The sequence below is a fragment of the Kribbella sp. NPDC104740 genome, assembly GCF_055583505.1.
In genome coordinates this window covers 505,745-529,725 of sequence record NZ_JBVJNV010000004.1, presented here as the reverse complement: position 1 = coordinate 529,725, position 23,981 = coordinate 505,745, and the positions used below count along the sequence as shown (strand labels likewise).

General features: G+C 70.2%; 24 protein-coding genes. 9 read left to right on the top strand and 15 right to left on the bottom strand.

The genetic code is table 11. From position 1 onward, the window contains the following. Positions 1 to 158 precede the first annotated feature (158 nt). Complete coding sequence (locus ACZ6Z4_RS23640) at positions 159 to 2,144, bottom strand: thioredoxin domain-containing protein (protein ID WP_465568365.1); 1,986 nt, start codon at positions 2,142 to 2,144, stop codon at positions 159 to 161. Positions 2,145 to 2,351: 207 nt separating this feature from the next. Here ACZ6Z4_RS23640 and ACZ6Z4_RS23635 point away from each other — a divergent pair, with 207 nt between their 5' ends. After that, entirely contained in the window at positions 2,352 to 5,981 is a 3,630-nt protein-coding gene (locus tag ACZ6Z4_RS23635; RefSeq protein WP_465568361.1) for a S8 family serine peptidase, read from the top strand. Between the two features lie 30 nt (positions 5,982 to 6,011). Here ACZ6Z4_RS23635 and ACZ6Z4_RS23630 read toward each other — a convergent pair whose 3' ends face one another. Continuing rightward, positions 6,012 to 6,848, bottom strand: a complete 837-nt coding sequence (locus ACZ6Z4_RS23630; RefSeq protein ID WP_465568358.1) for a helix-turn-helix transcriptional regulator — start codon at positions 6,846 to 6,848, stop codon at positions 6,012 to 6,014. Positions 6,849 to 6,974: 126 nt separating this feature from the next. Here ACZ6Z4_RS23630 and ACZ6Z4_RS23625 point away from each other — a divergent pair, with 126 nt between their 5' ends. Further along, entirely contained in the window at positions 6,975 to 7,967 is a 993-nt protein-coding gene (locus tag ACZ6Z4_RS23625) for an aldo/keto reductase (protein ID WP_465568355.1), read from the top strand. Here the strand turns inward: ACZ6Z4_RS23625 and ACZ6Z4_RS23620 are convergent. Then, positions 7,964 to 8,371 carry a CopD family protein gene (locus ACZ6Z4_RS23620; RefSeq protein WP_465568352.1) on the bottom strand — a complete coding sequence of 136 codons (408 nt, stop codon included), beginning with the start codon at positions 8,369 to 8,371 and terminating at the stop codon, positions 7,964 to 7,966. The two genes, ACZ6Z4_RS23625 and ACZ6Z4_RS23620, sit on opposite strands and share 4 nt — an antisense overlap. Positions 8,372 to 8,427: 56 nt before the next feature. Between ACZ6Z4_RS23620 and ACZ6Z4_RS23615 the strand changes: the two genes are divergently transcribed. Together ACZ6Z4_RS23615 and ACZ6Z4_RS23610 are read left to right on the top strand one after the other, a co-directional pair. Further along, entirely contained in the window at positions 8,428 to 8,592 is a 165-nt protein-coding gene (locus ACZ6Z4_RS23615) for a hypothetical protein (protein WP_465568349.1), read from the top strand. Positions 8,593 to 8,610: 18 nt separating this feature from the next. Continuing rightward, a complete protein-coding gene (locus ACZ6Z4_RS23610) occupies positions 8,611 to 9,018 on the top strand; it encodes a hypothetical protein (RefSeq protein ID WP_465568346.1) in 408 nt (135 codons plus the stop codon). Positions 9,019 to 9,157: 139 nt separating this feature from the next. Here the strand turns inward: ACZ6Z4_RS23610 and ACZ6Z4_RS23605 are convergent, their stop codons facing one another. After that, positions 9,158 to 9,466 carry a hypothetical protein gene (locus tag ACZ6Z4_RS23605; protein WP_465568343.1) on the bottom strand — a complete coding sequence of 103 codons (309 nt, stop codon included), beginning with the start codon at positions 9,464 to 9,466 and terminating at the stop codon, positions 9,158 to 9,160. Positions 9,467 to 9,497: 31 nt separating this feature from the next. Then, positions 9,498 to 10,361, bottom strand: a complete 864-nt coding sequence (gene mca / locus ACZ6Z4_RS23600) for a mycothiol conjugate amidase Mca (protein WP_363665365.1) — start codon at positions 10,359 to 10,361, stop codon at positions 9,498 to 9,500. Between the two features lie 35 nt (positions 10,362 to 10,396). On the opposite strand from mca, the gene ACZ6Z4_RS23595 reads away from it, so the two are divergent. Together ACZ6Z4_RS23595 and greA are read left to right on the top strand one after the other, a co-directional pair. Next, positions 10,397 to 10,816 (top strand): DUF4307 domain-containing protein, encoded by a 420-nt coding sequence (locus ACZ6Z4_RS23595; RefSeq protein WP_465568339.1) that lies wholly within the window; start codon positions 10,397 to 10,399, stop codon positions 10,814 to 10,816. A 258-nt stretch (positions 10,817 to 11,074) separates the two neighbouring features. Beyond that, positions 11,075 to 11,584 carry a transcription elongation factor GreA gene (gene greA, locus ACZ6Z4_RS23590; RefSeq protein ID WP_344180317.1) on the top strand — a complete coding sequence of 170 codons (510 nt, stop codon included), beginning with the start codon at positions 11,075 to 11,077 and terminating at the stop codon, positions 11,582 to 11,584. Positions 11,585 to 11,691: 107 nt separating this feature from the next. Here greA and ACZ6Z4_RS23585 read toward each other — a convergent pair whose 3' ends face one another. The 3 genes from ACZ6Z4_RS23585 to ACZ6Z4_RS23575 are packed head-to-tail and all read right to left on the bottom strand — an operon-like array spanning position 11,692 to position 13,705. Continuing rightward, a complete protein-coding gene (locus ACZ6Z4_RS23585; protein ID WP_465568335.1) occupies positions 11,692 to 12,549 on the bottom strand; it encodes an ABC transporter permease in 858 nt (285 codons plus the stop codon). After that, complete coding sequence (locus ACZ6Z4_RS23580; protein WP_465568332.1) at positions 12,546 to 12,692, bottom strand: hypothetical protein; 147 nt, start codon at positions 12,690 to 12,692, stop codon at positions 12,546 to 12,548. The genes ACZ6Z4_RS23585 and ACZ6Z4_RS23580 overlap by 4 nt, the downstream gene beginning before the upstream one ends. Next, entirely contained in the window at positions 12,689 to 13,705 is a 1,017-nt protein-coding gene (locus tag ACZ6Z4_RS23575) for an ATP-binding cassette domain-containing protein (RefSeq protein ID WP_465568329.1), read from the bottom strand. Before ACZ6Z4_RS23575 ends, ACZ6Z4_RS23580 begins: the two co-directional genes overlap by 4 nt. A gap of 205 nt (positions 13,706 to 13,910) precedes the next feature. Here ACZ6Z4_RS23575 and ACZ6Z4_RS23570 point away from each other — a divergent pair, with 205 nt between their 5' ends. Next, the gene (locus ACZ6Z4_RS23570) at positions 13,911 to 15,155 is read left to right on the top strand and encodes an MFS transporter (RefSeq protein ID WP_465568326.1); all 1,245 of its coding nucleotides are present in this window, start codon (positions 13,911 to 13,913) and stop codon (positions 15,153 to 15,155) included. On the opposite strand, the gene ACZ6Z4_RS23565 is transcribed toward ACZ6Z4_RS23570, so the two are convergent. Genes ACZ6Z4_RS23565 through ACZ6Z4_RS23555 form a run of 3 tightly spaced genes read right to left on the bottom strand, consistent with a single transcriptional unit; the run spans position 15,139 to position 17,323 of the window. Next, entirely contained in the window at positions 15,139 to 15,831 is a 693-nt protein-coding gene (locus ACZ6Z4_RS23565; RefSeq protein WP_465568323.1) for a hypothetical protein, read from the bottom strand. The genes ACZ6Z4_RS23570 and ACZ6Z4_RS23565 overlap by 17 nt on opposite strands. Then, entirely contained in the window at positions 15,828 to 16,607 is a 780-nt protein-coding gene (locus ACZ6Z4_RS23560) for a hypothetical protein (protein ID WP_465568320.1), read from the bottom strand. Before ACZ6Z4_RS23560 ends, ACZ6Z4_RS23565 begins: the two co-directional genes overlap by 4 nt. Continuing rightward, positions 16,607 to 17,323, bottom strand: coding sequence for an ABC transporter ATP-binding protein (locus ACZ6Z4_RS23555; protein WP_465568317.1), 717 nt, complete (start codon positions 17,321 to 17,323; stop codon positions 16,607 to 16,609). The genes ACZ6Z4_RS23560 and ACZ6Z4_RS23555 overlap by 1 nt, the downstream gene beginning before the upstream one ends. A gap of 174 nt (positions 17,324 to 17,497) precedes the next feature. Between ACZ6Z4_RS23555 and ACZ6Z4_RS23550 the strand changes: the two genes are divergently transcribed. Continuing rightward, positions 17,498 to 18,340: a sensor histidine kinase gene (locus tag ACZ6Z4_RS23550; RefSeq protein ID WP_465568313.1), complete on the top strand. Its 843-nt coding sequence runs from the start codon at positions 17,498 to 17,500 to the stop codon at positions 18,338 to 18,340. A gap of 76 nt (positions 18,341 to 18,416) precedes the next feature. Further along, on the top strand, positions 18,417 to 19,082 hold the full coding sequence (locus ACZ6Z4_RS23545) for a response regulator (RefSeq protein WP_465568308.1): 666 nt from the start codon (positions 18,417 to 18,419) through the stop codon (positions 19,080 to 19,082). Here the strand turns inward: ACZ6Z4_RS23545 and ACZ6Z4_RS23540 are convergent. From ACZ6Z4_RS23540 to ACZ6Z4_RS23525, 4 genes are all read right to left on the bottom strand, one after another. Continuing rightward, positions 19,045 to 19,545 carry a nitroreductase family deazaflavin-dependent oxidoreductase gene (locus ACZ6Z4_RS23540; protein ID WP_465568305.1) on the bottom strand — a complete coding sequence of 167 codons (501 nt, stop codon included), beginning with the start codon at positions 19,543 to 19,545 and terminating at the stop codon, positions 19,045 to 19,047. The two genes, ACZ6Z4_RS23545 and ACZ6Z4_RS23540, sit on opposite strands and share 38 nt — an antisense overlap. A 9-nt stretch (positions 19,546 to 19,554) precedes the next feature. Continuing rightward, a complete protein-coding gene (locus ACZ6Z4_RS23535; protein WP_465568302.1) occupies positions 19,555 to 21,300 on the bottom strand; it encodes an ABC transporter ATP-binding protein in 1,746 nt (581 codons plus the stop codon). Positions 21,301 to 21,328: 28 nt separating this feature from the next. Further along, complete coding sequence (locus ACZ6Z4_RS23530; RefSeq protein WP_465568299.1) at positions 21,329 to 22,306, bottom strand: hypothetical protein; 978 nt, start codon at positions 22,304 to 22,306, stop codon at positions 21,329 to 21,331. Positions 22,307 to 22,455: 149 nt separating this feature from the next. Next, the gene (locus ACZ6Z4_RS23525; RefSeq protein ID WP_465568296.1) at positions 22,456 to 23,919 is read right to left on the bottom strand and encodes an MFS transporter; all 1,464 of its coding nucleotides are present in this window, start codon (positions 23,917 to 23,919) and stop codon (positions 22,456 to 22,458) included. Positions 23,920 to 23,981 lie beyond the last annotated feature (62 nt).

Genomic DNA, 23,981 nt, shown 5'->3' with positions numbered 1-23,981 from the left:
GGTACGACACAGCAGTGCCACTGCCTCAGTTGTGACACTGTGTGTCAGGACATGCGCATCCTGTTACATCCGACTGAGGGAGGACTCTCCCCCCGGCGGAGCCAGGAGTCAAGGGAATCTCGCGAAACGACAGGGAAAACCCGCTTTGACCGGCGTTGTCAGCGCGCGGCGGTCAACTCCGCCCGAAGGTCTTCCGGCAACACGACCGGCAGCTTGCAGGTGAACTTCTGACATACGTACGCCGCGGCGCGCCCGCCGACGAGGTCGCGACCGGCGAGCAGTGGTAGGTCGGACCCGGGAATGCCTCGGACAACTGCCGTTCCCCAGGGAGCGTGGGCAACGGCAACCCGCGCCAGCTCCTCGGACTGCGCACCGACGATCGCGATCTCAAGTGGTCCGGCCTGCAGCATTTCGGCGACCGCAAGGGCCCGGCCGGCGAAGCGTGGCGCTCGAGCCGCCAGCGCCGCCGAAGCGGCGAGCGCCTGCTCGGCCGCTTCGCTGTACCGATCCTCCCCCGTCACCGACGCCAACGTCGTGAACGCCTCCGCCGCCAGCGACACCCCGGAAGGACTCGCGTTGTCCGTCGGATCCTGCGGCCGCCACGCCAGCTGCTCCGCATCAGCCGCCGTGTCGAAGAAGGCGCCATCAGCAACGAACTGCTCCAGAACCCTGTCCAGCAAGCCCTTCGCCAGCGTCAACCACCCAGCGTCATCAGTTGCCGCCAGCAACGTCAGACAAGCCTGTGCGTACGCCGCGTAGTCCTCCAGCACCCCGTGCGCCGACCCCACCACACCGTCCCGCGACGTCCGGTGCAACCGCCCCGAAGCATCCACGTGCACGTCCCGGATCAACGACGCCGCGCGCACCGCCGCATCGACGTACGAGGGCTTGTCCAGCACCAGCCCGGCCCGCGTCAGCGCCGTGATCGCGAGCCCGTTCCACGCGGCAACGACCTTGTCGTCGCGCCCCGGGTACGTCCGCCGCGCCCGGGCCTCGAGCAACAGCCCACGCACCCGGGACCACCGCTCCGCATCGTCCGGGTCGCGCCGCAGCTGCAGCACCGACGTACCGTGTTCGAACGTTCCACTCACGTCGCACAGCTCGATCACCCAGGCGCCGTCGTCAGCACCGAGCACCGAGCGCAGCTCGTCCGGCGTCCAGACGTAGTACCGGCCCTCCTCGCCCTCGGTGTCCGCGTCGAGCGCCGAGGCGAACCCGCCCTCCGGCGTCAACAGCTCCGCGAGCAGGAAGTCCGCCGTCTCCACCGCGACGCGCTCCGCGAGCGGCAACCCGCTGACCGCCCACCAGTGCGTGTACACGTCGAGCAGCAGCGCGTTGTCGTACAGCATCTTCTCGAAGTGCGGCACGATCCACTGCTTGTCGACGCTGTACCGCGCGAACCCGCCGGCCAGCTGGTCGTACATCCCGCCGCGCGCCATCCGCTCACAGGTCGCCTCGACCATCGCCAGCGCGTCCTCCGACCCGGTCCGCCGATGGTGGCGCAACAGGAAGTCGAGCACCATCGACGGCGGGAACTTCGGCGCCTGCCCGAACCCGGCGTCGACCGGATCGAAGTCAACCTTCAGTACGGCGGCGGCCCGCTCGAGCACCGCCGCGTCGATCGCTCCCCCGGCCGGCTGCTGCTTGGCCCCGAGCTGCTCGACGACGGACTTCCCGATCCCGTCGATCTGCTCGCGCTTGCCCCGCCACGCGTCGGTCAGCGACTCCAGCACCTGCCGGAAGCTCGCCATCCCGTGCCGCGCGTCGGCCGGGAAGTACGTCCCGCAGAAGAACGGCTCCCCCGCCGGCGTCAGGAACACCGACATCGGCCAGCCCCCACGCCCGGTCATCGCGACCGTCGCCTCCATGTAGATCGCGTCCACGTCCGGCCGCTCCTCGCGATCCACCTTCACGTTCACGAAGTGCTCGTTCAGGTACGCCGCCGTCGCCGCGTCCTCGAACGACTCGTGCGCCATCACGTGACACCAGTGGCACGCCGAGTACCCCACCGACAGAAACACCGGCACGTCCCGCTCCCGCGCCTCCGCGAACGCCGCCTCCCCCCACTGCTTCCACGCCACCGGGTTGTCCGCGTGCTGCCGAAGATAGGGCGACGTCGAAGAGCCGAGCTCGTTGGAGGACATGGCCCCCACGGTAGGCGGTCGGTCCCAGGGGTCCGTGACCAGTCTGGCCAAAACAGGCCCGTTGGGTGGCTGAAATGGGCATTCCGTTTACACCGGTGAACGAGGCTGATCGGATGCGGGCACCCCAGAGTTCCGGAGGACACCGTGCGTCGTTCTTCTGCCCGTAGGCACCTCGTGCCGCTCGCAGTGCTAGCGCTCATTGCCGGCGTGGCTGCTCCTGCGCCGGCCGGCGCCGAGCCTGCGCCACCTACCGCGGCGGCTGCCGCGTCTGCACCGGTCGAGTTGACCTTGATCACCGGCGACAAGGTGAGTGTCGTCCAAGGGCCGGGGAGGGCGGTGTCGGTCGAGGGCGTCACGCGTGCGCCTCGGGCGAGCGGCTCGATCCGGGTCACCGTCGAGCGCGGTGACACCTTTGTGTTGCCTGACGAGGCGATGCCGTACGTCGCCAGTGGGCGGTTGGACAAGCAGTTGTTCAACGTCAGTGAGCTGATCGCGCAGGGGTACGACGATGCTCGGGCGCAGGAGTTGCCGCTGATTCTGACCGGCACGCAGGCTGCTGCCAGGTCGGCGCAGGCGTTGCCTGGGACGACTGTTGCTCAGCAGCTGGATTCGGTGGGTGGCGCGGCTGTTCGGGCTGAGCTGTCGCAGGTGGCGTCGCTGTGGTCGACGCTGACCGGCGGCGGCGCCGCCCGGTCGAAGCAAGGCGCAGGCACGGATGCCACCGGGCCGTCGTTCGCCGCCGGGGTCGACAAGGTCTGGCTGGATGGCAAGGCGAAGGCGATGCTCGCGGACACCACCGCGCAGGTCGGCGCCCCGGCCGTCTGGGAGACCGGCGCGACGGGCGCCGGCGTGCGCGTCGCCGTACTGGACTCCGGGGTGGACACCACGCACCCCGACCTCGCTCCGCGCATCGTCGCGACCCGGAGCTTCGTCGCCGGTGAGGACGTCGTCGACCGCAACGGCCACGGGACGCACACCGCCTCCACCGTCGCCGGGACCGGCGCCGCCTCGGACGGCAAGGAGCGCGGCGTTGCACCCGGCGCCGATCTGGTGATCGGCAAGGTGCTCGGTCAGAACGGCTCGGGCCCGATCTCGGGGATCATCGCCGGGATGGAGTGGGCGGCTCGCACCGAGCGCGCCAAGGTGATCAACATGAGCCTCGGTACGGCGGCCTGGCACACCCAGGACGACCCGCTGAGCCAGGCGGTGAACCGGCTGAGCGCCGAGACCGGCGCGCTGTTCGTCGTCGCGGCCGGCAACTCCGGCAACACCCCGTACGCCGTGAGCGCGCCCGGCACCGCCGACGCCGCGCTGACCGTCGGCGCGGTGGACACGTCCGACCAGCTCGCCGGGTTCTCCAGCGTCGGACCGCGGATGCTCGACGACGGCCTCAAGCCCGACCTGACCGCGCCTGGCGTCGACGTACTGGCTGCCCGGTCGCAGCACATGAACGACGGCAGCGAGGGCTATTACCGGACCGACAGCGGTACGTCAATGGCGGCGCCGCACGTCGCGGGCGCGGCCGTCCTGCTCGCCGGGCAGCACCCGGAGTGGACCGGTCAGCAGCTCAAGGACGCGCTGATGAGCAGCACCAAGCTGACGCCCGCCTACACGCCGTACGAGGCCGGCAGCGGGCGGCTCGATGTCGCGGCGGCGTACCTCCACGGGGAGATCGTCGCGACCGGGTCGGTGGATGCCGGACTCGTCCCGTCCGGATCCAGAGCGCCGGTCCAGCGGCAGATCACCTACCGCAACACCACCACCCGCCCGATCACGCTGAAGCTCTCGACGACCGGAGTGTTCACGACCGCAACCGGCCAGCTCACCGTCCCCGCCCGCGGCACCTCGACCGTCGGTCTCGTCGCGAATCCGAAGGGCCTGCAGCCCGGCCAGTACGCCGCCCAAGTCGTCGCCCGTTCCTCGTCCGGCAGCGTCCACACCGCCGTCGGACTCTCCGTCGAGCCGAAGAAGCACGACCTCACCGTCCACCTCAAGGACCGCGCCGGCAAGCCGATCAGCGGCGAGGTCGAGATCACCGGCACCGACGGCAAGTCGACGATCTTCTGGGTGCCGGACGGCAAGCTCACCACCCGCTGGGCGCCCGGCGTCTACACGCTCATCTCCACCCTCGACGTGCAAGGCCGCCACGGCCCCCGCTCGCTCGGGCTCGCCGTCCTGACCGCTCCCGAGGTGAACCTGACCGGCGACCGCGACGTCGTCCTGGACGCGTCGCGGATCCGCGAGGTCAAGGTCGCGACGCCGCTGCCGACGACCGTCTCCACAAGCCGGATCGACCTCTTCCGCTCATTCACCACGAAGCCCGACCCGAACGATTCCCAGGCGCTGCACGAAATCCTGATGCCGCCCCCGGCGTACGACAGCATCTGGGCGCTGCCGACCAAGACCAGCGTTCGCCAAGGCAGCTTCGTCTTCACCACGCGATTCCGCGCCGTGCAGACCCCGCTGAAGATCTCGTACGCCGGCCGCACACTCGACGACGCGCTCGTCGTCCAGCCCGGCTCCCCCGCGTTCCGCGACGGCAAGACGCGCATCGCCACGGTCTTCGCCGGGACCGGCACACCGGCTGAGTACAAGGGCCTGTCGGCGCGCGGCAAGGCGGTCGTCGTCCGCACCGGCGATCCCGCCGAGCAGGCCGCCGCGGCGCACGCCGCGGGAGCCGCGATGCTCCTGGTCGTCAACGACGCCGACGGCCGCAAGAGCGACTGGTACGGCGACCCCGACGGCCGCACCGCCGGGCCGATCCCGACAGCGTCTCTCATGGTCGACGACGGCGAGGCCCTGATCGCGCGGATCAAGAAGACCCGGACCGACCTCGACGTCGAGGCGCACCCGGTGGCCAAGTACCTGTACGACCTCGCCGACTACCACCAGGGCAAGGTCCCGGACGACCCGTCCGCGGCCACCGACCCCGGCAGCCTCGCGCGGATCGAGAACGACTTCGCGCCGTCGCTCGGCCAAGAGGTCCTGGAGAGCCGCGAGGACAGCCCGGCGTACGAGCACTGGCCGGCCGCGTACCCGTACGCCGGTTTCGGTATGACCCGAGTCCCGCGATTCCCGCGCATCCCCGCCGCCGGGCACCGGACGGACTGGGTCTCGGCGGGCGCCCAGTGGCAGCAGTACGCGTCGATCGACGGCTGGTCAACGTTCACCGACGTCGTCGGCTTCCAGCCGCGCAGCGTGCAGAACGAGCGGTGGTTCGGCCCGATCGTCCGGCCGCGGCTGCTCGGCTTCGAGGTCCCGCACCGGGTCGGCAACGCGATGGGCGGCATGATCGCGGGCTTCGGCGACGGCGGCTCGGCGCACAGCGGGGACTCGCTGATGTCGCGCAGCTTCGCGCTGTATCAGGGCGATCAGCTGCTCGCGCAGAACGGCCCGCGGCCGGACTTCGGCGTCGGCGGTCTCGCGCCGGAGAAGCTCCCGTACCGGTTGGTGGTCGACACGGTCGGCAACGCGGCGCTGACGCCGTACTCGACGACGACGCACACCGAGTGGACGTTCGTCTCCGGCGAGGCCGAGAACGCGGCGCTGCCGCTGGTCCAGCTCGACTACGTCGCGGACGTCGACGCTGCTGGGCGGGCGAAGCGGAACTCGGTCTTCTCCGTCAAACCGGTGGGCGATGCCGTCGTCACGCTGGAGGTCTCGTACGACGACGGTACGACGTGGCAGCGGCAGCAACTCCAGCAGCGCAAGGGAATCTGGCAGACCACGCTGCACGCGCCGAGTCGGGCTGAGCACGTGTCCATCCGGGCGACCGCCAAGCAGCGCGACGGCAGCGCCGTGACGCAGACGATCACCCGGGCCTTCGGGCTCCGCTGAAACTGAGGCGGCCGGCTCCGGCCGGCCGCCTCAGCTCTGGAAGGTCTCGGTGCCCACCACCCGCAGCAGGTCCAGCCGCTCGCGGGTCTCGCTGTCCGCGGGCGTCAGCACCAGCAGCATCTGCCCGAGATCAGGTGTGACGAGCGTTTCGCAGTCCATCACCAGGTCCCCGACCCGCGGATGCACGAACGTCTTCCGATCGGCCCGCCGGACCTCGACCTCGTGCTCGGCCCACCGGCGAGCGAACTCAGGACTCGCAGCCCGCAGCCGGGCGATCAACTGCTCGACGACCGGATCACCAGCCCGCCGCCCAGCGGTCGCGCGCAGATCGGCGACCAGCGTCCGCGCGTGATGCTCACGCTGCTCGAGCGGATGCATCGCCCACGCCTCGGGCTCGGTGAACCACCGATACGCGTGGTACCGGCGATCGCCCGTGAAGCGGGTGTGATCGCCGCCCATCAGCACCGACATCCGCGTTTGCGCGAGGATCTCGCCGAGATCCGACATCACCATCGCCGGGGTGTCCCCGAGCAGATCCAGCATCCGGATCAGCCCGGCCCGCGCCAACCGCGCGACGCCATCGGCCGGCGGCGGCCGATGCCCGGCCAGGTGGAACAGGTGATCCCGCTCGTCGTCGCTCAAGCGCAGCGTTCGGGCCAGCGCCCCGAGCAGCTGCGTCGACGGCTGACTGCTCCGCCCCTGCTCCAGCCGGACGACGTAGTCGACCGAGATCCCCGCGAGCATCGCGACCTCCTCGCGGCGCAGACCCGCCGTACGGCGTCGTGGCCCGGCCGCGATCCCGACGTCGGCCGGGTCGATCGCCTCCCGGCGGCGGCGCAGGAAGTCGGCCAGCTCGTCGCGTTGCATACCTTCATCCTGCCGCGCCGCCGGGCGCCGATCCAGGGAGCGCCGCTCCCACGATGAACTCTCCTCTCCCGATCCCGCCGGAGCCGAAGCAGGCTGATGCCGACAGCAACGACAAGGGAGAGCACCGTGCACACACGAGAACTGGGCCAGAACGGCCCCACCACCGGCGCACTGGGCCTCGGCGCGATGGGCATGTCCGGCGCGTACGGCGAGACCGACCGCGCCGAGAGCATCGCCACCGTGCACGCCGCGCTGGACGCCGGGATCACGCTGATCGACACCGGCGACTTCTACGCGATGGGCCACAACGAGCTGCTGCTCGCGGAAGCCTTGCGGGGCAGAGATCGCGACAGCTACCAGCTGAGCGTCAAGTTCGGCATGCTCGGCCAGCCCGGGCACGGGATCGGCGGGATCGAAGGCCGGCCCGCGTCGGTGAAGACGTTCCTGGCGTACTCGCTGACCCGGCTCGGCACCGACCACATCGACATCTACCGGCCCGCGCGGCTGGACCCGCAGGTGCCGATCGAGGAGACCATCGGCGCGATCCAGGAGATGGTCGAGGCCGGGTACGTGCGGCACATCGGGCTGTCGGAGGTGAACTCCGAGACGATCCGGCGCGCGCACGCCGTGCACCCGATCTCGGACCTGCAGGTCGAGTACTCGCTGATCTCGCGCGCGATCGAGCCGGAGGTGCTGCCGACCCTGCGTGAACTGGGGATCGGGCTCACGGCGTACGGCGTGCTGGGGCGAGGGCTGATCTCCGGGCACTGGTCCGCGGACGGCTCGCGGCCAGGTGATCTGCGCGGTTTCAGCCCGCGGTTCGCGGCGGAGAACGTCGATCACAACCTGACGCTCGTCGAGGCGTTGCGCCAGGTCGCCGCAGCGAAAGGCTGCACGGTCGCGCAGCTGGCGATCGCGTGGGTTGCCGCGCAGGGTGCCGACATCGTCCCGCTGGTGGGCGCGCGGACGCGCAACCGCCTCACCGAAGCGTTGCCGGCCATCGAGATCGACCTCACCGCGGACGACCTCGCCGCGATCGAGCGAGCGGTCCCCCGCAACGCGGCCCGCGGCGACCGCTACCCGAGCGCCCACATGCAGGCGCTTGGCGTCGGCAACTAGGTCGTCTGGGACAAGGCGACGGAGAGGCCCAGCGCGATCGCCATCACGAGCAGCTCGACGGCGACCAGCTGCCAGAAGGCCGGGCCGGGCTCGATCAGATTGGTGACGACCTGGCGGCGGTGGATCCAGCCGCCGACGATGAGCAGCGCGAACACCGCCGTCTTTGCGATCATCAGTCCGCCGTACGGCGTGGTGGTGACGGCGTCGAGGACGTGGTCGAAACCGCCGGACTGGGCGGCGAGGCGGCCGGCGCCGCTGATCAGACCGCTGAACAGGACGATCAGCGACGAGATCAGCGCCACCTGGCTGAAGCGTTCGAGCACGTACGGAAGGCCGTCGCGGCTCGCCCGCCCGTAGCGGACGAGTCCGGCCATGCCGCCGACCCAGCTGGTGGCGGCGATCACGTGCAGGACCAGGGCAGCACCAGCCAGTACGATACGCCTCGTTGCGCGGATAGGCCGTGAGCGCCGACGGCAGCAGCGCGGCGACCGCGACCAGCACGCCGAGGCCCGCGGCGGACGACGTCTGGACGCGGCGGATGCCGACGGCCAGCGCGACGACCAGGATCCCGGTGATCAGCAGCGCCTTCACCTCGGGGACGCCGAGCGCGTCGTCGATCCGGTAGCGCAGCAGGTTCACCGGGGTGTCGAGCAGGATCGCCGACGTGACCACCGCACCGGCGAACGACGCCACCGCCCAGATGACCGCCGCGTTGCTGGCGTCGCGGACCGCGCGGCGGCCCTGCGTGCCGAGCGGGCCACCGTCGGTGCGCAGCAGCACCACGGCCGCGAGCAGGGCGCCCGCGCAACCGACGGTCGCCAGCGTCGACAGCAGCCGGAAGAACGGCTGCAACCAGTACACGAACTCGGACGGACCACCGAGGCCGAGCACGTCGTCAGCGGGTTCGCTCCCGGCGGCGAAAACGCCCACCACCAAGGCGATCGAGGCGACCACGAGAGCGGCCAGACCACCCGCGACCAGACGTCCGGGCATCCGGTGCCGGGCGGCGCGGGTCGCGGTCACCGACCGGTCCCGCCGTGGGCGCAGTTGAACACGCGCTCACTATAGGGTGACGAACCTCACGGATGCTGCCGGCGACACCATCTCGTGACCCCGGTGTGCGAACGGTTGCCTGCTCGTGACTTTGTGCAGCCGGGCGCCGAAGACCGTTGCCCTCGGCACCGTTGCCGCTACGCCTTCTTCTGCTCCGGGTCAGCCGGCTCCGCGACAGCGCCAGCCGGGGCCGGTGAGCTGTCCTCCGTCGGCTGGTCGCCGGACGGTGCTGGGTCGTCCGCAGTGCCGTCGGAGCGGGTCGGCGCCCCATCGGTGGGATCGATGTCGATTCGCTTCAGCTGCTTGCTCATGTTCTTCATCAGCAGCGCCGTGGCGGCAGCGAGCGCCAGGATGATCAGCAGGGCGACCCACCCCGGCTTCACCGTGTTCGGGTCGATCTCGCCCGCCGGGGCTGCGGTCGTCAGAAGAAGGGTCGTCGCGGTCACCAGGCCAGTGTCTCACCGTCCCCACCCGCCGTCAGCGCAGCCCCGCGAACAGGTCGTTCTCGGGGAGCTCGGACTCGACCAGGCTGCGGGCCAGTTCGTAGTCCTCGGTCGGCCAGGCCGCCTGGTGCACCTCCAGCGGCACCGTGAACCAGCCGCCGTCCGGGTCGATCTGGGTCGCGTGCGCCAGCAGCGCCCGGTCCCGGACCCCGAAGTACTCCGCGCACTCGACCCGGGTGGTGATCCGGCGCTCGTTCTCCGGGTCCGGCTTCCAGTCCTTCATCCGCTCGGCGTACGGCGACTCCAGGCCGCGGGCCAGCATCGCGTCGTGCAGCGCCTTCATCCGCTCGAAGTGGAAGGTGTGGTGGTAGTACAGCTTCAGCGGCTGCCAGGGCTCGCCCAGCTCCGGGTAGGCGTCCGGGTCGCCGGCCGCCTCGAACGCGGCGACGCTGATCTGGTGACACATCACGTGGTCGGGGTGCGGGTAGCCGCCGTTCTCGTCGTACGTCGTCACGACCTGCGGGCGGAACTCCCGGATCAGCTTGACCAGCGGTGCGGCGGCGTCCTCGACCTTCATCAGCCCGAAGCAGCCCTCGGGCAGCGGCGGCAGCGGGTCACCCTCGGGGTAGCCCGAGTCGACCCAGCCCAGCCACTCCTGGCGGATGCCGAGGATCTCGCGGGCCGCGTCCATCTCCTGGCGGCGGATCTCGGTGATGTTCGCCAGCACCTCGGGGCGGTCCATCTTCGGGTTCAGGATCGAGCCACGTTCACCGCCGGTGCAGGTGGCCACCATCACGTCGACACCTTCGGCCACGTACTTCGCGGTCGAGGCAGCGCCTTTGCTGGACTCGTCGTCGGGGTGGGCATGGACATGCAGCAGGCGAAGATCTTCGGTCACAAGACACAATGGTCCTCCAAGCCCGAGGAGAACCGTTGACCGACCCAGCCGTGACCGACCTGGACGCCCGCTACGGCCGTACGCCGCGCGGCCGCCGACCGCTGCTCCTGATCGCCGTGATCGGCGTCGTCGCCGTCGTCGCGCTGGTCTGGCTGGTCCGGGTCGCGTTCATCCAGTCGACGCCTCCGGTGTCGTCGCGCCTGCTGGCGTTCACGATCCCGTCCGACACCTCGGCGACCGCGACGATCCAGGTGGAAAAGCGCGAAGCGGTCGAGGCGTCCTGCCGGCTGCAGGCCAAGGCGGCGGACTTCTCGATCGTCGGCGAGGTGACGCTGAAGGTCCCGGCCGACGCCCCGAAGGAGCAGACGCTGCCGGTCACGTTGACAACGCAGCGGGCGGCGACGTCGGTGGTGCTGATCGGGTGCACGACGGCCGGCACCGCGCGTCCGCACTAGCGTTTCGGCGGCGTCCGGCGCCCGCGGCCGCAGCGTTCGCACCGACGGTCGCCGTACGTCCGTAGTACGGACAGAAGTCTTGGCCGGAGCGGTGGAAATCGTTTGCCTAAGCGATCTGCGGGGAACCGGCCGGGTGTTTGAACCGACAAAGACCTGTGGGGTTCCGGGCCCGTTCTTGCTACGCTCGGAGGATTGGTCGCCGTCGACGACGGCGGCCTTGAGTATTTCCGACCCATCCCATCAACAGAGGAGCAGCCCGTGACGCAGAACATCGAGGACAGCGTTGTCTGGCTGACACAGGATGGCTACGACCAGCTGAAGTCGGAGCTCGAGCACCTGAAGGGCCCGGCCCGGGCCGAGATCACCCAGCGGATCAGCGACGCCCGCGACGAGGGCGACCTGAAGGAGAACGGCGGGTACCACGCCGCCAAGGACGAGCAGGGCAAGATCGAGGCCCGGATCCGCCAGCTGGAGGACATGCTGCGGCGCGCCCAGGTCGGCGAGACGCCGAAGCCCGGCGGCAAGGTCGAGCCCGGGATGAAGGTGTCGATCAAGTTCGCCGGTGACGACGAGGTGGAGACCTTCCTGCTCGGCTCCCGCGAACTGCTCGCGCTGGACGCGTCGGTCGACATCGACGTCTACTCCCCGCAGTCGCCGCTCGGTTCGGCGATCCTCGGCAAGAAGAAGGGCCAGAAGGCCACCTACGAGGCCCCGAACGGCAAGCCCGTCACGGTGGAAATCGTCGCCGCGGAGCCCTTCACCGGCTGATCACCCCTCGCCACCCCCGACACCCAACAAGTACCGGCCACCATTCGAGGGCCGGTACTTGTTGCGTTTCAGGTGACGAGGTGTCGTTCGAGGTGTCGTTCGACTGCTCAGTGCCCGGTCGTCCGCCGGTACTTCCGCACCGCCAACGGCGCGAACACCCCGATGATCACCGCGCACCAGATCAAGCTCAGCCACACCGGATGCTGAGCCGGAAACCCATCAGGGCTCGCGAAAGGCGACGGATTCCCGAACAGATGCCGGCAAGCCGCCACGATCGACGAGATCGGGTTCCACTCCGCGACCGGCTGCAACGCGCTCGGCAGGTTCGGCGTCGGCACGAACGCGTTCGACAGGAACGTCAACGGGAACAGCCAGATCAGCCCCGCCGACGCGGCGACCTCAGGGCTGCCGACCGACAACCCGATCAGCGCCCCCACCCACAGCATCGCGAACGCGAACAGCAGCAGGATCGCGAACGCGCCGAGCGCCTGGCCGAAGCCGTTGTGCCAGCGCCAGCCGACGATGAACCCGCAGATCACCATCACCAGCATCACGAACGCGTTGAACACCACGTCGCCGATCACCCGCCCGGCGATCACCCCGGACCGCGCCATCGGCAGCGAGCGGAACCGGTCGATCAGGCCCTTGGACATGTCGTCGGCCAGTCCGACGCTGGCCGAGGCGACCGCGAAGGCCATCGTCTGCGCGAAGATCCCGGACATCAGGAACTCCCGGTACGCCCGCGCGCCCGGGAAGCCCGGGATCGGGATCGCGTTGCCGAACACGTAGGCGAACAGCAGCACGAACATGATCGGCTGGATGGTCGCGTAGATCAGCATGTCCGGCGTCCGCGGGATCCGCTTCAGCGTCCGCCAGGCCAGGATCCCGGCGTCGGACACGGCCCGCCCGACCGGACTCTGCTGCCGCACGCCGCTCGGCCCGCCCTGCGTCACGTCGGCGCTCATCGCCCGGCCTCCGCCCGGCTCGCCGCGATCGAGGAGTTCCGCAGGCTGCTCGCGCCGGCCCCCGACGAGGCGGTCGCGGCGCCCTTCGTACCCCTGCTCGCGCCGGCCCCCGACGAGGCGGTCGCGACTTCCGTCGTACTCATGCTCGGGCCTTCTTTCCGGTGGTGGCCGACTCATCGGCGACGGTGTCGGGGTTGTCGGTCGCGTGACCGGTCAGGGTCAGGAACACGTCGTCGAGCGTCGGCCGGCGCAGGCCGATGTCGGCGATGCGGATCCCGTTCGCATCCAGCGTCCGGATCACCTCGACCAGCGCCGCCGAGCCACCCGGCGCGGGCAGCGTGACCCGCTTGGAATGCTCGTCGAGCGACGTCGACTCCGGGTCGCTCACCTGCAGCGACGCGGTCAGCAGCTCGAGCGCGCGGGCGGTGTCCCCCGGCTCGTGCACGACGACCTCGATCCGCTCGCCGCCGACCTTGGCCTTCAGCTCGTCCGCGGTGCCGCGGGCGATCACCGAGCCGTGGTCGACGACCGCGATGCTGTCGGCCAGCTCGTCGGCCTCTTCGAGGTACTGCGTGGTGAGCAGGATCGTGACGCCCTCGCGGACCCGGTCGCGGATGATCTGCCACAGGTCGAGCCGGCTGCGCGGGTCGAGCCCGGTGGTCGGCTCGTCCAGGAACAGCACCTTCGGGTGAGCGATCAGCGACCCGGCCAGGTCGAGGCGGCGGCGCATGCCGCCGGAGTACGTCTTGAGGATCCGGTCCGCGGCCTCGGTGAGGTCGAAGATCTCCAGCAGCTCGTCGGCCCGCTGCTTGGCCTGCGCGCTGGTCAGCCGGTAGAGCCGGCCGAACATCCACAGGTTCTCGCGGCCGGTGAGCAGCTCGTCGACGGCGGCGTACTGCCCGGACAGGCCGACCAGCTGCCGGACGGTGTCGGCCTCCTTGACCACGTCGTGCCCGAGCACGCGCGCGCTGCCGGCGTCGGGCGCCATCAGCGTGGTGAGCACCCGGACCGTGGTGGTCTTGCCCGCACCGTTCGGGCCGAGCAGCCCGACGACGCTGCCCTCGGGCACTTCCAGGTCGATCCCGTCGAGCGCCTTCACGGTGTTCTTCCGGGTCCGGAACGTCTTCACGAGGCCGGTCGCCTCGATTGCAGCCATCAGAGCCGCCCCCTCCTGAGTGTGATGCAGATCATCCTGTCGGAGACTCCCGACAGTTTTCGAGCCATTTCTCCCTGGGTAGATACGCTAGCAGTTATATAAGCCACCGCCACTATTTAGTTGCAGACTCCAACTTGAGTCCCCTCGACTCAAGTTTCTTGCCATTGAGTCGACAGGGCTCAACTTAGGGGTCTACGGTCCCGGAATGGGCATCCTGAGGCACCCCGACTTCCGCCGGCTGTGGATCGCCGACCTGCTCAGCCAGCTCGGCGCGCGGCTCGGCATGATGGCGATCCCACTGCTCGCCCTGCTCGCCCTCGACGCGACGACGTTCCAGGTCTCGCTGCTGCGCACCTGCGAGACAGCAGCCTGGCTCCTGCTCGGGCTGTTCGCCGGTGCGTGGGTGGACCGGGTCCGCTGCCTGCCGGTGCTCATCGCTGCCGACCTGGGGCGAGCGGTGCTCTTCGGCTCGATCCCGGTCGCTGCAGCGTTCGGCGTACTCGGCCTGCCGCAGCTGTACGTCGTACTAGCGCTCGCCGGGCTCCTGACCGTGCTGTTCGACGTAGCGCACAGCTCCTATCCCCCACGCCTGCTGACACCCGACCAGCTGCTCCCGGGCAACGCCCGGCTCGCGGCCAACCACTCCGTCGCAGCAGTCGTCGGAGCCGGCGCGGGCGGCGTACTGGTGCAGTGGTTGTCAGCTGCGACGACAGTCGGCCTGAACGCGCTCGGCTTCCTCTGGTCAGCCCTGTGGCTGCGCTCGATCCGTACGCCGGAGCAGAAGCCGCCCGCGCCCGAGCACCGCAACCTGCGCCGCGAGATCGCCGAGGGCCTGCGCTACGTCTTCCGGCACCCTCTGCTGCGCCCGCTGACCCTCAACACCGCCACCACGATGCTCTTCCAGGCCGCGAACTCCGCAGTGGTGATCGTCTTCCTGGTCCGCGAGATCGGCCTGTCCCCCGCGACCATCGGCCTGCTCAGCATGATCGGCCTGCTCGGCGCGATCGCCGCTTCCGCCTTCACCGAACGCCTCAGCCACCGCGTCGGCGACGCCCGCCTCCAACTCGTCGCAGCGATCGGCCTGGGCGTCGCCTTCACCCTTCAAGCCCTCACCACCGCCGGCTGGGGCCTGACCTGGTACGTCGGCTCGACCCTGCTCGCCGCGATCTGCATCATCGTCGGCTACATCCTCCAGGTCAGCACCCGCCAACGCGTCTGCCCACCCGACCTCCAGGGCCGGGTGAGCGCCACGATGTCCTTCGTCAGCTGGGGTGCAATGCCCGTCGGCAGCCTGCTCGGCGGCGTCCTGGGCACAGCGTTCGGCCTCCGCCCGACCCTGTGGATCTCCGGCCTCGCCACCTTGCTCGGCACAGCCTGGCTGCTGTTCTCACCGTTCCGAACCCTGCGAACGATCCCGGCGGAGCTGGAGTCGCTCAAGCGTCCCGACTGACGAAGGAGATCACCGCCGCCGTACCGGTGCAGAGCAACCAGACCAGCAGGACCGCCGTACCGCCGGCAGGACCGAAGGGGCCGGGATCAGCCGAGTAGAGCGCGCGACCGGCCTGGTCAGGCAGCCACCGGGCTTGATCGGTGACAGTCGCAAGCAGCGGCGAGGCCACGATGACCCCGACGAACATGAGGACCAGCGGCGGGACGAGCGACCGAAGTACGACGGTGACCGCCGCTGCCAGCAACCCCACGAGCACGAGGTACGCCGCTGCTCCGGCGACCCGCCAGAGCGACGCCCGAGGCGGCTCCGTCGCCCAAGCAGTCGCCACTGCGGCCCCCAGCGCGGCCGCGCTGGTGACGGTCGTGGCGATCAGTTGCGCCACAGCCTTGCCCGCCAGAGACACGACCCGGTTGGGCACTGCCGTCAGTGTCGTCCGCAGCTCGTGGCCGCCGTACTCCGAGGCCACGCCGACCACGCCGAGCACGATCGTCCCCACTTGCAGGAACGCGACGCTGCCGAGCGCGAGCGTCACCGCATCCGCAGCGGGGTCGGTGGTCGAGCTCGCGGTGGCCGCGGTCACGACGACCGCCGACACCACCGTGACCAAGCTCGTGATCCACGCGGCGGGCAGCGTCCGCAGCTTGATCAGCTCGGCCGCGATCGCCTGATCGGTCATGCGTCGCGCCGGTTCAGCACGACGCCCGCCACCAGCAGCAGAGCAGCAGCCCACGCCGCCATCACGAGGCCGCCGGTGAGCGGAGGTAGCGCGTCGTCGACGGCGGTGAAGGTCTCGCCGGCGAACAGCCGGGTGCCGGCCAGATCGGGCAGGTACCGGGCCAGCGGCGTCACCTTCCACAGTAAGAAGGAGACCGAAACCACCGTGCCGTTGGTGATCAGCACGATCAGCGGCACGATCCCGCTCCGGGCCAGGACCGTGATCGCGAGCGCCATCAGCGCGGCCAGCACCCAGTAGAGCCCGGCGCCGAAGAACCTGCCGATCGGCGGACCGGCGCCCGCAGGTGCCGCATCGCCGATGATCGTGGCGGCTGCGACGAGCGAGATCGACAGGCTGATCAGTGCCACCAGTACGACGAGTGCCGCGACGACGACGGCCTTCGCCGCGAGGACAGTCCACCGCCGGGGCGCCGCGCTCAACGTCGTACTGATCTGTCGCCCGCCACCCGCGTCGGTGCTGTTCGCGGTGTACTCGCTGCTGATCGCCACGACACCGAGAACCATCGCACCGGCGGTCCCGAGCGGTACGGCGCTGAGCGCCGCCTCGGCCGCGCTGGTGAACCCGACCCGATCGGTCTGCCCGGAGGTGAGCGCGTCGCGGACGTTGACGGCGTTGAGCACGGCGAGCGCGATCGGGCCGATCACCGCCACCGCAAGAGCGACAGCGGTGGCGGGCAGCGTCATCGTCTTGCGCAGCTCGGCGACCACCAGCTTCATCACCGCTCCTCCCCCGTCCGGCCAGGACGGGTCAGCGCGAAGAACGCGTCCTCCAGCGACTCGTGCCCGGCTCCGATCTCGGCGCACGGACCGGAGGCCACGATCCGCCCTTCGGCGAGCACGACGAGGTCGTCGGCGAGCTGGGCGATCTCGCCGATCTGGTGGCTGGACAGCAAGACCGTCCCACCCGCCGCCGCCTGGTCCTTCAGCAGGTCACGCAGCCAGCGGATCCCGTCCGGGTCCAGGCCGTTCGACGGTTCGTCCAGGACCAGCGCTTCGGGTTCGCCCAGCAGCGCGGTGGCCAGCGCGAGGCGTCGGCCCATGCCGAGCGACAACCGGCCGGCCCTGGTCCGCCGGCTGTCCGCCAGTCCGACCTGGTCCAGCACCTCGCCGACCCGGCGCTGCGGAATTCCGTTGCTTCGGGCAACCCAGGCGAGGTGCTCGCCGGCCCGGCGCGACCGGTGCGCACCGGAGCCGTCGAGGACCGAGCCGACGGTGCGGAGCGGGTTGCGCAGTACGCCGTACGGGCGTCCGTCGATCAGGGCCGTGCCGGAGGTGGCGCGATCCAGGCCGAGCAGGATCCGCAGGGTCGAGGACTTGCCCGCGCCGTTCGGGCCGAGGAAACCGGTGATCCGGCCCGGAGCGGCCCGGAAACTCACCTCGGACAGCACCAGGCGGGAGCCGCGTCGTTTCACGAGTTGGTCGATGGTCAGCATGCGATCCATCCCAGCGCCCGCGCGCGGGATCCGGATCGGCCTGAGGTCCGGACTTCGCCGGGCGGCTCGGTCCTGGGTCTGTCGGTCCTGGGTCCGGGCTTTTCGGCCCTCTGTCCTGGGACTCTCAGACCTGGGTCCGATGCCTGGTCGGCCCGCGGATCCTAGACTCGCGGTGTGGAGGCTGGCCGTCCGACCCGGAGCTCAGGCATCGGCTTCGCGGCCGGAACCGTCGCGGTGCTGCTGCTGTCCCTGCTGTTCGTCGCCGGCGCCCCGGATCCGGCCACCCTGATCGCGCCGGTCGTCATCACCGCGATCGCGATCGCGGTCTCGGTCTGGGCCGTGGTCCGCAGCCGCCGGCAGCGGCGCGAGTACGAGGAGCGCCTGACCGCGTGGGCCGGCGAGCAGGCGGTCCAGGCCGAACGGCTGCGCATCGCCCGCGACCTGCACGACCTGGTCTCGCACGGGCTCGGCCTGATCACCATCCGCGCCGCCGTCGCCCGCCGGGCCGGTGCCGAGCCGAACGCGGCGCTGAACGACATCGAGCAGGTCAGCCGCGGGACCACGACCGAGCTGCGGCGGATGCTGAACGTGCTGCGCTCGGCCGACGGCGAGCCCGCGCCGCTGCGGCCTGCGGAGACCCTCGAGGACCTCCCGGCGATCGTCGACGAGGCCCGCGCCGCCGGGCTGCAGGTCACGCTCGAGCTGCCCGCACTCGCCGACGTCTCGCCCGGCGCACAGCTCACGGTCTGCGCCGTCGCCCGGGAAGCGCTCAACAACACCCTCCGCCACTGCGGCCCGACCCGAGCCCAGCTCGCCGTACGACGCGAGGACGGCGTCCTGCTCACGGCGTACCGCGACGAAGGCCCGATCGCCGGCTGGACCGCCCATCACGGCGGAGGCCACGGACTGACCGGCCTGCACGAGCGAGTCACCGCCCTCGGCGGCACCCTGACCGCCCGCCCGGCGAACGCCGGCTTCACGGTCGAAGCCCGGCTCCCCGACGGTCCCACGGGATGAGCGCCACGCGCCCCGCAGCCCCTGCTGCTGCAGGAGATCTCGGGGTCACTCCGCACCCCCGGCCGGGACCGCGCGGATGAGCGCCACGCCGGTCCGGGTGCTGATCGCGGACGACCAGCCGCTCCTGCGCCACAGTCTCGCGCTGCTCATCGACGCGACCGACGACCTGACCGTGGTCGGGCAGGCCGCGACCGGACGCGAGACGGTCCAGCGCGGGCGGGAGTTGCGGCCGGACGTCGTACTGATGGACATCCGGATGCCCGGCGGCGACGGCATCGAGGCGACCAGGCAGCTGACCGGGGACCGCGCGCTCGCCGGCCTCCGGGTGCTGGTGCTGAGCATGTTCGAGCTCGACGAGTACGTGTACGCCGCGCTCCGGGCGGGCGCCAGCGGCTTCCTGCTCAAGGACGCCGAGCCCGACCAACTGCTCGACGCCGTACGCCGAACTCACCGCGGGGAGTCGCTGTTCGCGCCGCGCATCGTCACGCGGCTCGTCGAGCACTACCTCGACCGCCCGGCGGTCCACCGGCCGCGCACCGTGGACCGGCTGACCGAGCGCGAGACCGAGGTCCTCGTCCAGATCGCCCGCGGGCTGTCCAACGACGAGATCGCCTGTGCGCTCGGCATCTCGATCAAGACCGTCAAGACCCACATCGGCAACCTGCTCGCCAAGCTGCCGGCCCGCGACCGCGCTCAGCTCGTCATCACCGCGTACGAAGCCGGCCTGGTCGCCGCCCGGTGAGCGGCTCGAGAAAGAACACCGGGATCGTGCGGTCCGTGCGGGCGGCGTACAGGGCGTAGTTCGGCCAGGTCTTGACCATGTGCTCCCAGACGACAGCTCGTTCGTCACCGGTGATCTCCCGCGCGGTCGCCTCGTGCTGCTCAGCGCCGATGACAACAGTCACCCGATCGGCAGCGCGCACGTTCACCACCCACACGGGCTCCTTGAGGCCGCCGAAGTTGGAGCCCGCGATCAGGTACCCGTCGCGGTAGGGAACGCAGAGCAGCGGCGTAGAACGCGGCACCCCAGACTTACGGCCGGCCACGACAAGCATCAAGTTCGGCAACCCGGCAACCCGCAGCAGCGACCAGCGCCCCCGGGTCCCCTGCTGCAGCAGCTTGTCCACCCACGTGATCTGCGGCAGCAGCCTCGGCATCCAGCTCAACGAACCGATCTTGACCGCCACCGGCGTCAACAAGCCCATCAACCGACGCTAACCCGTCTGACTCCGAAACAGCGCGGCGAACCTGCCGCCCGCGGCGACCAGTTCGTCGAAGGTTCCCGACTCCACGATCGATCCCTGGTCGAGGACATAGATCCGATCCATCGCCTGGAGGGTCCAAGCCCGGTGCGAGACGACGATCGTGATCCGGTCCGCACGGGTCTGGTGAAGTCGCGCGAACACCTCGTACTCCGCTTCTGCATCGATCGCTGACGTCGGCTCGTCGAGAATCCAGACAGGTGCGTCCCGGGCGTAGATCCTCGCCAGGGCCATCCGCTGCCACTGGCCTCCGGAGATCCCGACTCCGCCCTCCCACTGATCACCGAGCTGCGTATCGAGCCCGCTCGGCATGGATGCGACGACATCCGCCGCCTGGGCTTTGGCCAGCGCTTCAGTGACATCGTCGTCGGACAGCGCCCGTGCGGGCTGTCCCAGGCCCACCGCGTCGCGGACCCGCAGCTCGAAGCGGCCGAACTCCTGCGACAACGCGCCGAACATCGCGAGGCGGTCGGCCTCCTTCAGCTCGGCGGCGTTCCGGCCGTCGACGAACACGGCTCCCGAGCTCGGTTCGAGCGCTCCGACCAGGCAGTTCACCGCTGTCGTCTTTCCTGCACCGTTGGGTCCAACCAACGCCACCATCTCGCCGCGTCGCGCGCTGAAGGAGACGCCGTCGAGTGCCGGCGGCGAGGTTTCGTCGTACGAGAAGCTGAGATCCACCGCCTCGACCTGTTGAACGGCCGGCGCCTCCTGCTGCGGCGACGGCGCGGGAGTGTCTTCGAGCAGCTGAAGATGTCGGCCGACCCTGGGTGCTGCTTCGGCCAGTGATCCGAGCGAGAATCCGGCGGATCGGATCGCGCCGGCCCCGGCCACCGCGGCGACGACTCCTGCTGCCGCTCCTGCCGTCGCTTGGCCGGTTACCAGGACCAGCAGCGCTGCGGCGAGCAGAGCGCCAGTGACCACCCCCGCGACGATCTGCGCCTTGAGCAGGGGCCGGAGCAGGCGACTCTCGAAATCGGCCACCTGGTGATATTGGGACGCCGTCCAAGCGGCGACGCGCCGGCCCGTGCCGAGGCTGTTGAGTTCCGTTGCACTCCGCTGATGGGTGATCAGAGTCTCCAGATAGCCGGCGCGTCGCGAAAGCGCTGCCAGAGGAGCGTCCATCCGATCCTGGACCCGATTGAGGTAGCTGGAGGCCAGATAGACGGGCAGGGCAGCCACCAGGACAAGCAGGCCGGACAGGATGTTGAACGTGAAGACGGCAAGGCAGACACCGATGGCGCCGATGATTCCCTGCAACGCCAGAAGGATGTTCAGGAACAGGTACCCGGTGTGCATCGGGATCGCGTCTTTCACGGACTGCACCCGGTCGGCGGTCTCAGGTCGGCGCAGCATCGACGGCGGCATCGCGGCGACCGCGTGCGCCACCTGGCCGTGGAGGTTGGCCCGGACCCGGCTGACGATCTGATAGCCGAGCGCCCGGACCGCCTGCGCCAGTGGTTCCGCCGCACCGACACAGATCGCTACAGCAACAGTCCCGGTCGTCAGCGCGGTGAATTCTCCGGTCGAGACAGAGTCGACCAGGCGAGCGATCAGGACCACCTGCAGACCAGGCAGCAGGCTCACCACCACGAGCAGTCCCAGGCTGCCCGTGGTCAACGCCGCTGAGCTTCGCCAAGCCGTCCGAAACCCGAACAAGCACGTGGTGAAGATGGTCTGCGACGACGTCTTCCGGGGCATCACCTGAGAGTACGGAGCGGCGGGCTGTTCAGTCCGAGGTGATCTGTGCCGAACCCACCAGCACCTCGACGTCGAGGGCCGCGCGGCCGCGGCCGATCTCGACGTCCTTGGACTGGCCGTTGACGGCGCCGGCCCACGTCACTCGGCCTAGTTGGGACTCGGTGTGGACGCGGACGTCGGAGCCGCGGCGGAGGTTGACCGTTGCGGCGCCGGACTCGATGCGGACGCGGGAGCGGCCCTTGGTGACCTGGGCGTCGAGGTGGGCGGAGCCGGCCTGGACGAGCATGTCGATCGGGCCGTCGACGTCGTGGACCTTCGCCGTACCGGCGGTGACGCGGACGCGGGTCAGGCCGGGCAGGCGCTCGGCGACGACGCTGCCGCCGGTTACCTCGACCTCGACCTCGAGCATCGGGTTCACCCGGATCGACAGCTCCTTGGCGAAGCCGTTCACGTGCGCCTTCAGGTCGGTCGGGTTGCGCAGCATGCTGAAGCCGTCGAGGGAGACGCCCATGTCGCCCTCGCTGTTGATGGCGAGCGTGCTCCCGTCGCGCTTGATCACGTGCGGGCCGTCGACCGCGACACCGGTGATCGCGGACTCGCCGATCAGGCGGACCCGGCGGCCGACGGCGCGGATGGTCACCCGCTGCACGCCGGAGGGGACGGGCACGTTGCTGTGCTGCACTTCTTCTTCAACTTCTTCTTCAGCAGGTGCTTCGTCTACAACACTGTCTTGAACCGGTACGTCGACCACCGGCGCGGGCGCGGTGCCCGCGGCATCCGGGGAGTCGACCGCGTCCGCCCACACCGACGCCGACGGGACGTCAGCCTCCGCGGCGGCTTCCGCCTCCGGGGAGGTGGTCGCGGCAGGCTCGGCAACCGGCGTGTCCGCCGTCGGCTTGGTGACGGCGGCGATCAGGGTCGCGGCCTCGTCGCTGGACAGGTGGCCCTTCGCGACCCGGTCGAGGATGTCCTTGACCCGGCGGTCGTAGTCGCTCTGGTTGCTCATGTGCTCCAGTCCAGCACCCCGACGGGTCCAAACCAATAAGGGATGGCCCCGAACTCTCCCGAGAACAGCAGTGCGGGTCTCGGGGAGTAGCCCGGGACCCGCACTGCGGCATATACCTTCAACGACCCGATCAGGGCCGGTCGTTGGCCTCAGACAGCCGGTTCCATCTCCTCGGCGGCCAGCTCCCGCTGCACCGCCTCCAGCTGCGCCGCCTCGGCGGCTTCAGCCTCGCGCCGAGCCCGCAGCCCCCGCAGGCCGGTGAGCCCGATGATCAGACCCAGCGCTGCAATTCCGGTCACGACGCCCAGCGCGGGCTTGTACGCCGACAGCATCCCCTCCGGCGTCGTCACCCCCGCGGACTGGCTGCTGATCACCGCGGTCACGACGGCGAGCACGATCGCGCCGCCGACCTGGTTCGAGGTGTTGAACAGCCCCGACGCGAGCCCCTGCTCGTGGTCCGGCACCCCGGAGGTCGCCTGGATGTTCAGCGCCGGGAACGCGATCGCGAAGCCGAGGCCGATCAGCATGATGGTCGGGAACACCGTCGCGAAGTACGCCGACTCCGGCCCGATCCGCAGCGAGAGCGCGTACCCGACGACGAACAGCGCCATTCCGGCGACGATCATCCGCTCGGTGCCGATCCGGTCGGCGAGCTTGCCCGCGTTCGGCGACAGCGTCGCCACCAGCAGGCCGGCCGGGAGGAAGCCCAGCGCCGTCTCGAACGACGACCAGCCGAGCAGGTTCTGCAGGTAGAGCGTCCCGATCAGCTGGAACGCGACGTACGCGCCGAACACGGTCAGGATCGCCAGGTTGGCCCGCCGCAACGAAGGCGCGCGAAGGATCCCGAGCCGCACCAGCGGGTGCTTGGTCCGGCGTTCGATCAGCACGAACGCCGTCAGCAGCGCCGCGGCGAGCACGAACAGCCCGATGGTCTGGACCGAGGCCCAGCCGGCGTGCTCGGCGCCGACCACGGCGTACACGAGCGAGAGCATGCCGGCCGTGACGGTGATCGCACCCGGTACGTCGTACCCGCCGGCGGCGTCGTCGCGCGGGCTGTTCGGGATCAGCTTGAGCGCGAACAGGAACACGATCAGCGCGACCGGGCCGGGCATCAGGAAGGTCCAGCGCCAGCCGACCTCGGTCAGCGCGCCGCCGAGGATCAGGCCCATCGAGAAGCCGCTGGCGGCGCAGGTGGTGAAGATGCTGAGGGCGCGGTTGCGGTCCGGGCCCTCGTGGAAGGTGGTGGTGATGATCGAGAGCGCGGCCGGCGCGGTGAACGCGGCGGCGACACCCTTCACGAACCGCGCGGCGATGAGCAGTTCGGGGTTGGTGGCCAGCGAGCTCAGCATCGAGACCACGGCGAAGACGGCGAGCGCGATCAGGAAGACCTTGCGCCGCCCGAGCAGGTCGGCGGTGCGGCCGCCGAGCAGCAGCAGTCCGCCGTACCCGAGGACGTAGCCGGTGACGACCCACTGCAGGGACGACAGCGAGACGCCGAGGTCGGCGCCGATGGAGGGCAGCGACATACCGACCATGGACACGTCCAGGCCGTCGAGGAAGATCACGCCGCAGACCACCAGGAGCGCGCCCCACAGGCGGGCGTCCCAGGTCATGCGAGCCGGAGGTGTGTGCGTTGTCTGTGTCACGAGGAGAGAGCTTTGCATGCATGTGCATC

What these genes read in the sequence shown, in the direction of transcription:
- ACZ6Z4_RS23640 (WP_465568365.1), bottom strand. Translation starts at nt 2,144, where the DNA reads ATGTCCTCCAACGAGCTCGGCTCTTCGACGTCGCCCTATCTTCGGCAG.
- ACZ6Z4_RS23630 (WP_465568358.1), bottom strand. Translation starts at nt 6,848, where the DNA reads ATGCAACGCGACGAGCTGGCCGACTTCCTGCGCCGCCGCCGGGAGGCG.
- ACZ6Z4_RS23585 (WP_465568335.1), bottom strand. Translation starts at nt 12,549, where the DNA reads ATGAGCGCCGACGTGACGCAGGGCGGGCCGAGCGGCGTGCGGCAGCAG.
- ACZ6Z4_RS23580 (WP_465568332.1), bottom strand. Translation starts at nt 12,692, where the DNA reads ATGAGTACGACGGAAGTCGCGACCGCCTCGTCGGGGGCCGGCGCGAGC.
- ACZ6Z4_RS23575 (WP_465568329.1), bottom strand. Translation starts at nt 13,705, where the DNA reads ATGGCTGCAATCGAGGCGACCGGCCTCGTGAAGACGTTCCGGACCCGG.
- ACZ6Z4_RS23570 (WP_465568326.1), top strand. Translation starts at nt 13,911, where the DNA reads ATGGGCATCCTGAGGCACCCCGACTTCCGCCGGCTGTGGATCGCCGAC.
- ACZ6Z4_RS23565 (WP_465568323.1), bottom strand. Translation starts at nt 15,831, where the DNA reads ATGACCGATCAGGCGATCGCGGCCGAGCTGATCAAGCTGCGGACGCTG.
- ACZ6Z4_RS23560 (WP_465568320.1), bottom strand. Translation starts at nt 16,607, where the DNA reads ATGAAGCTGGTGGTCGCCGAGCTGCGCAAGACGATGACGCTGCCCGCC.
- ACZ6Z4_RS23555 (WP_465568317.1), bottom strand. Translation starts at nt 17,323, where the DNA reads ATGCTGACCATCGACCAACTCGTGAAACGACGCGGCTCCCGCCTGGTG.
- ACZ6Z4_RS23545 (WP_465568308.1), top strand. Translation starts at nt 18,417, where the DNA reads ATGAGCGCCACGCCGGTCCGGGTGCTGATCGCGGACGACCAGCCGCTC.
- ACZ6Z4_RS23540 (WP_465568305.1), bottom strand. Translation starts at nt 19,545, where the DNA reads ATGGGCTTGTTGACGCCGGTGGCGGTCAAGATCGGTTCGTTGAGCTGG.
- ACZ6Z4_RS23535 (WP_465568302.1), bottom strand. Translation starts at nt 21,300, where the DNA reads ATGCCCCGGAAGACGTCGTCGCAGACCATCTTCACCACGTGCTTGTTC.
- ACZ6Z4_RS23530 (WP_465568299.1), bottom strand. Translation starts at nt 22,306, where the DNA reads ATGAGCAACCAGAGCGACTACGACCGCCGGGTCAAGGACATCCTCGAC.
- ACZ6Z4_RS23525 (WP_465568296.1), bottom strand. Translation starts at nt 23,919, where the DNA reads ATGACCTGGGACGCCCGCCTGTGGGGCGCGCTCCTGGTGGTCTGCGGC.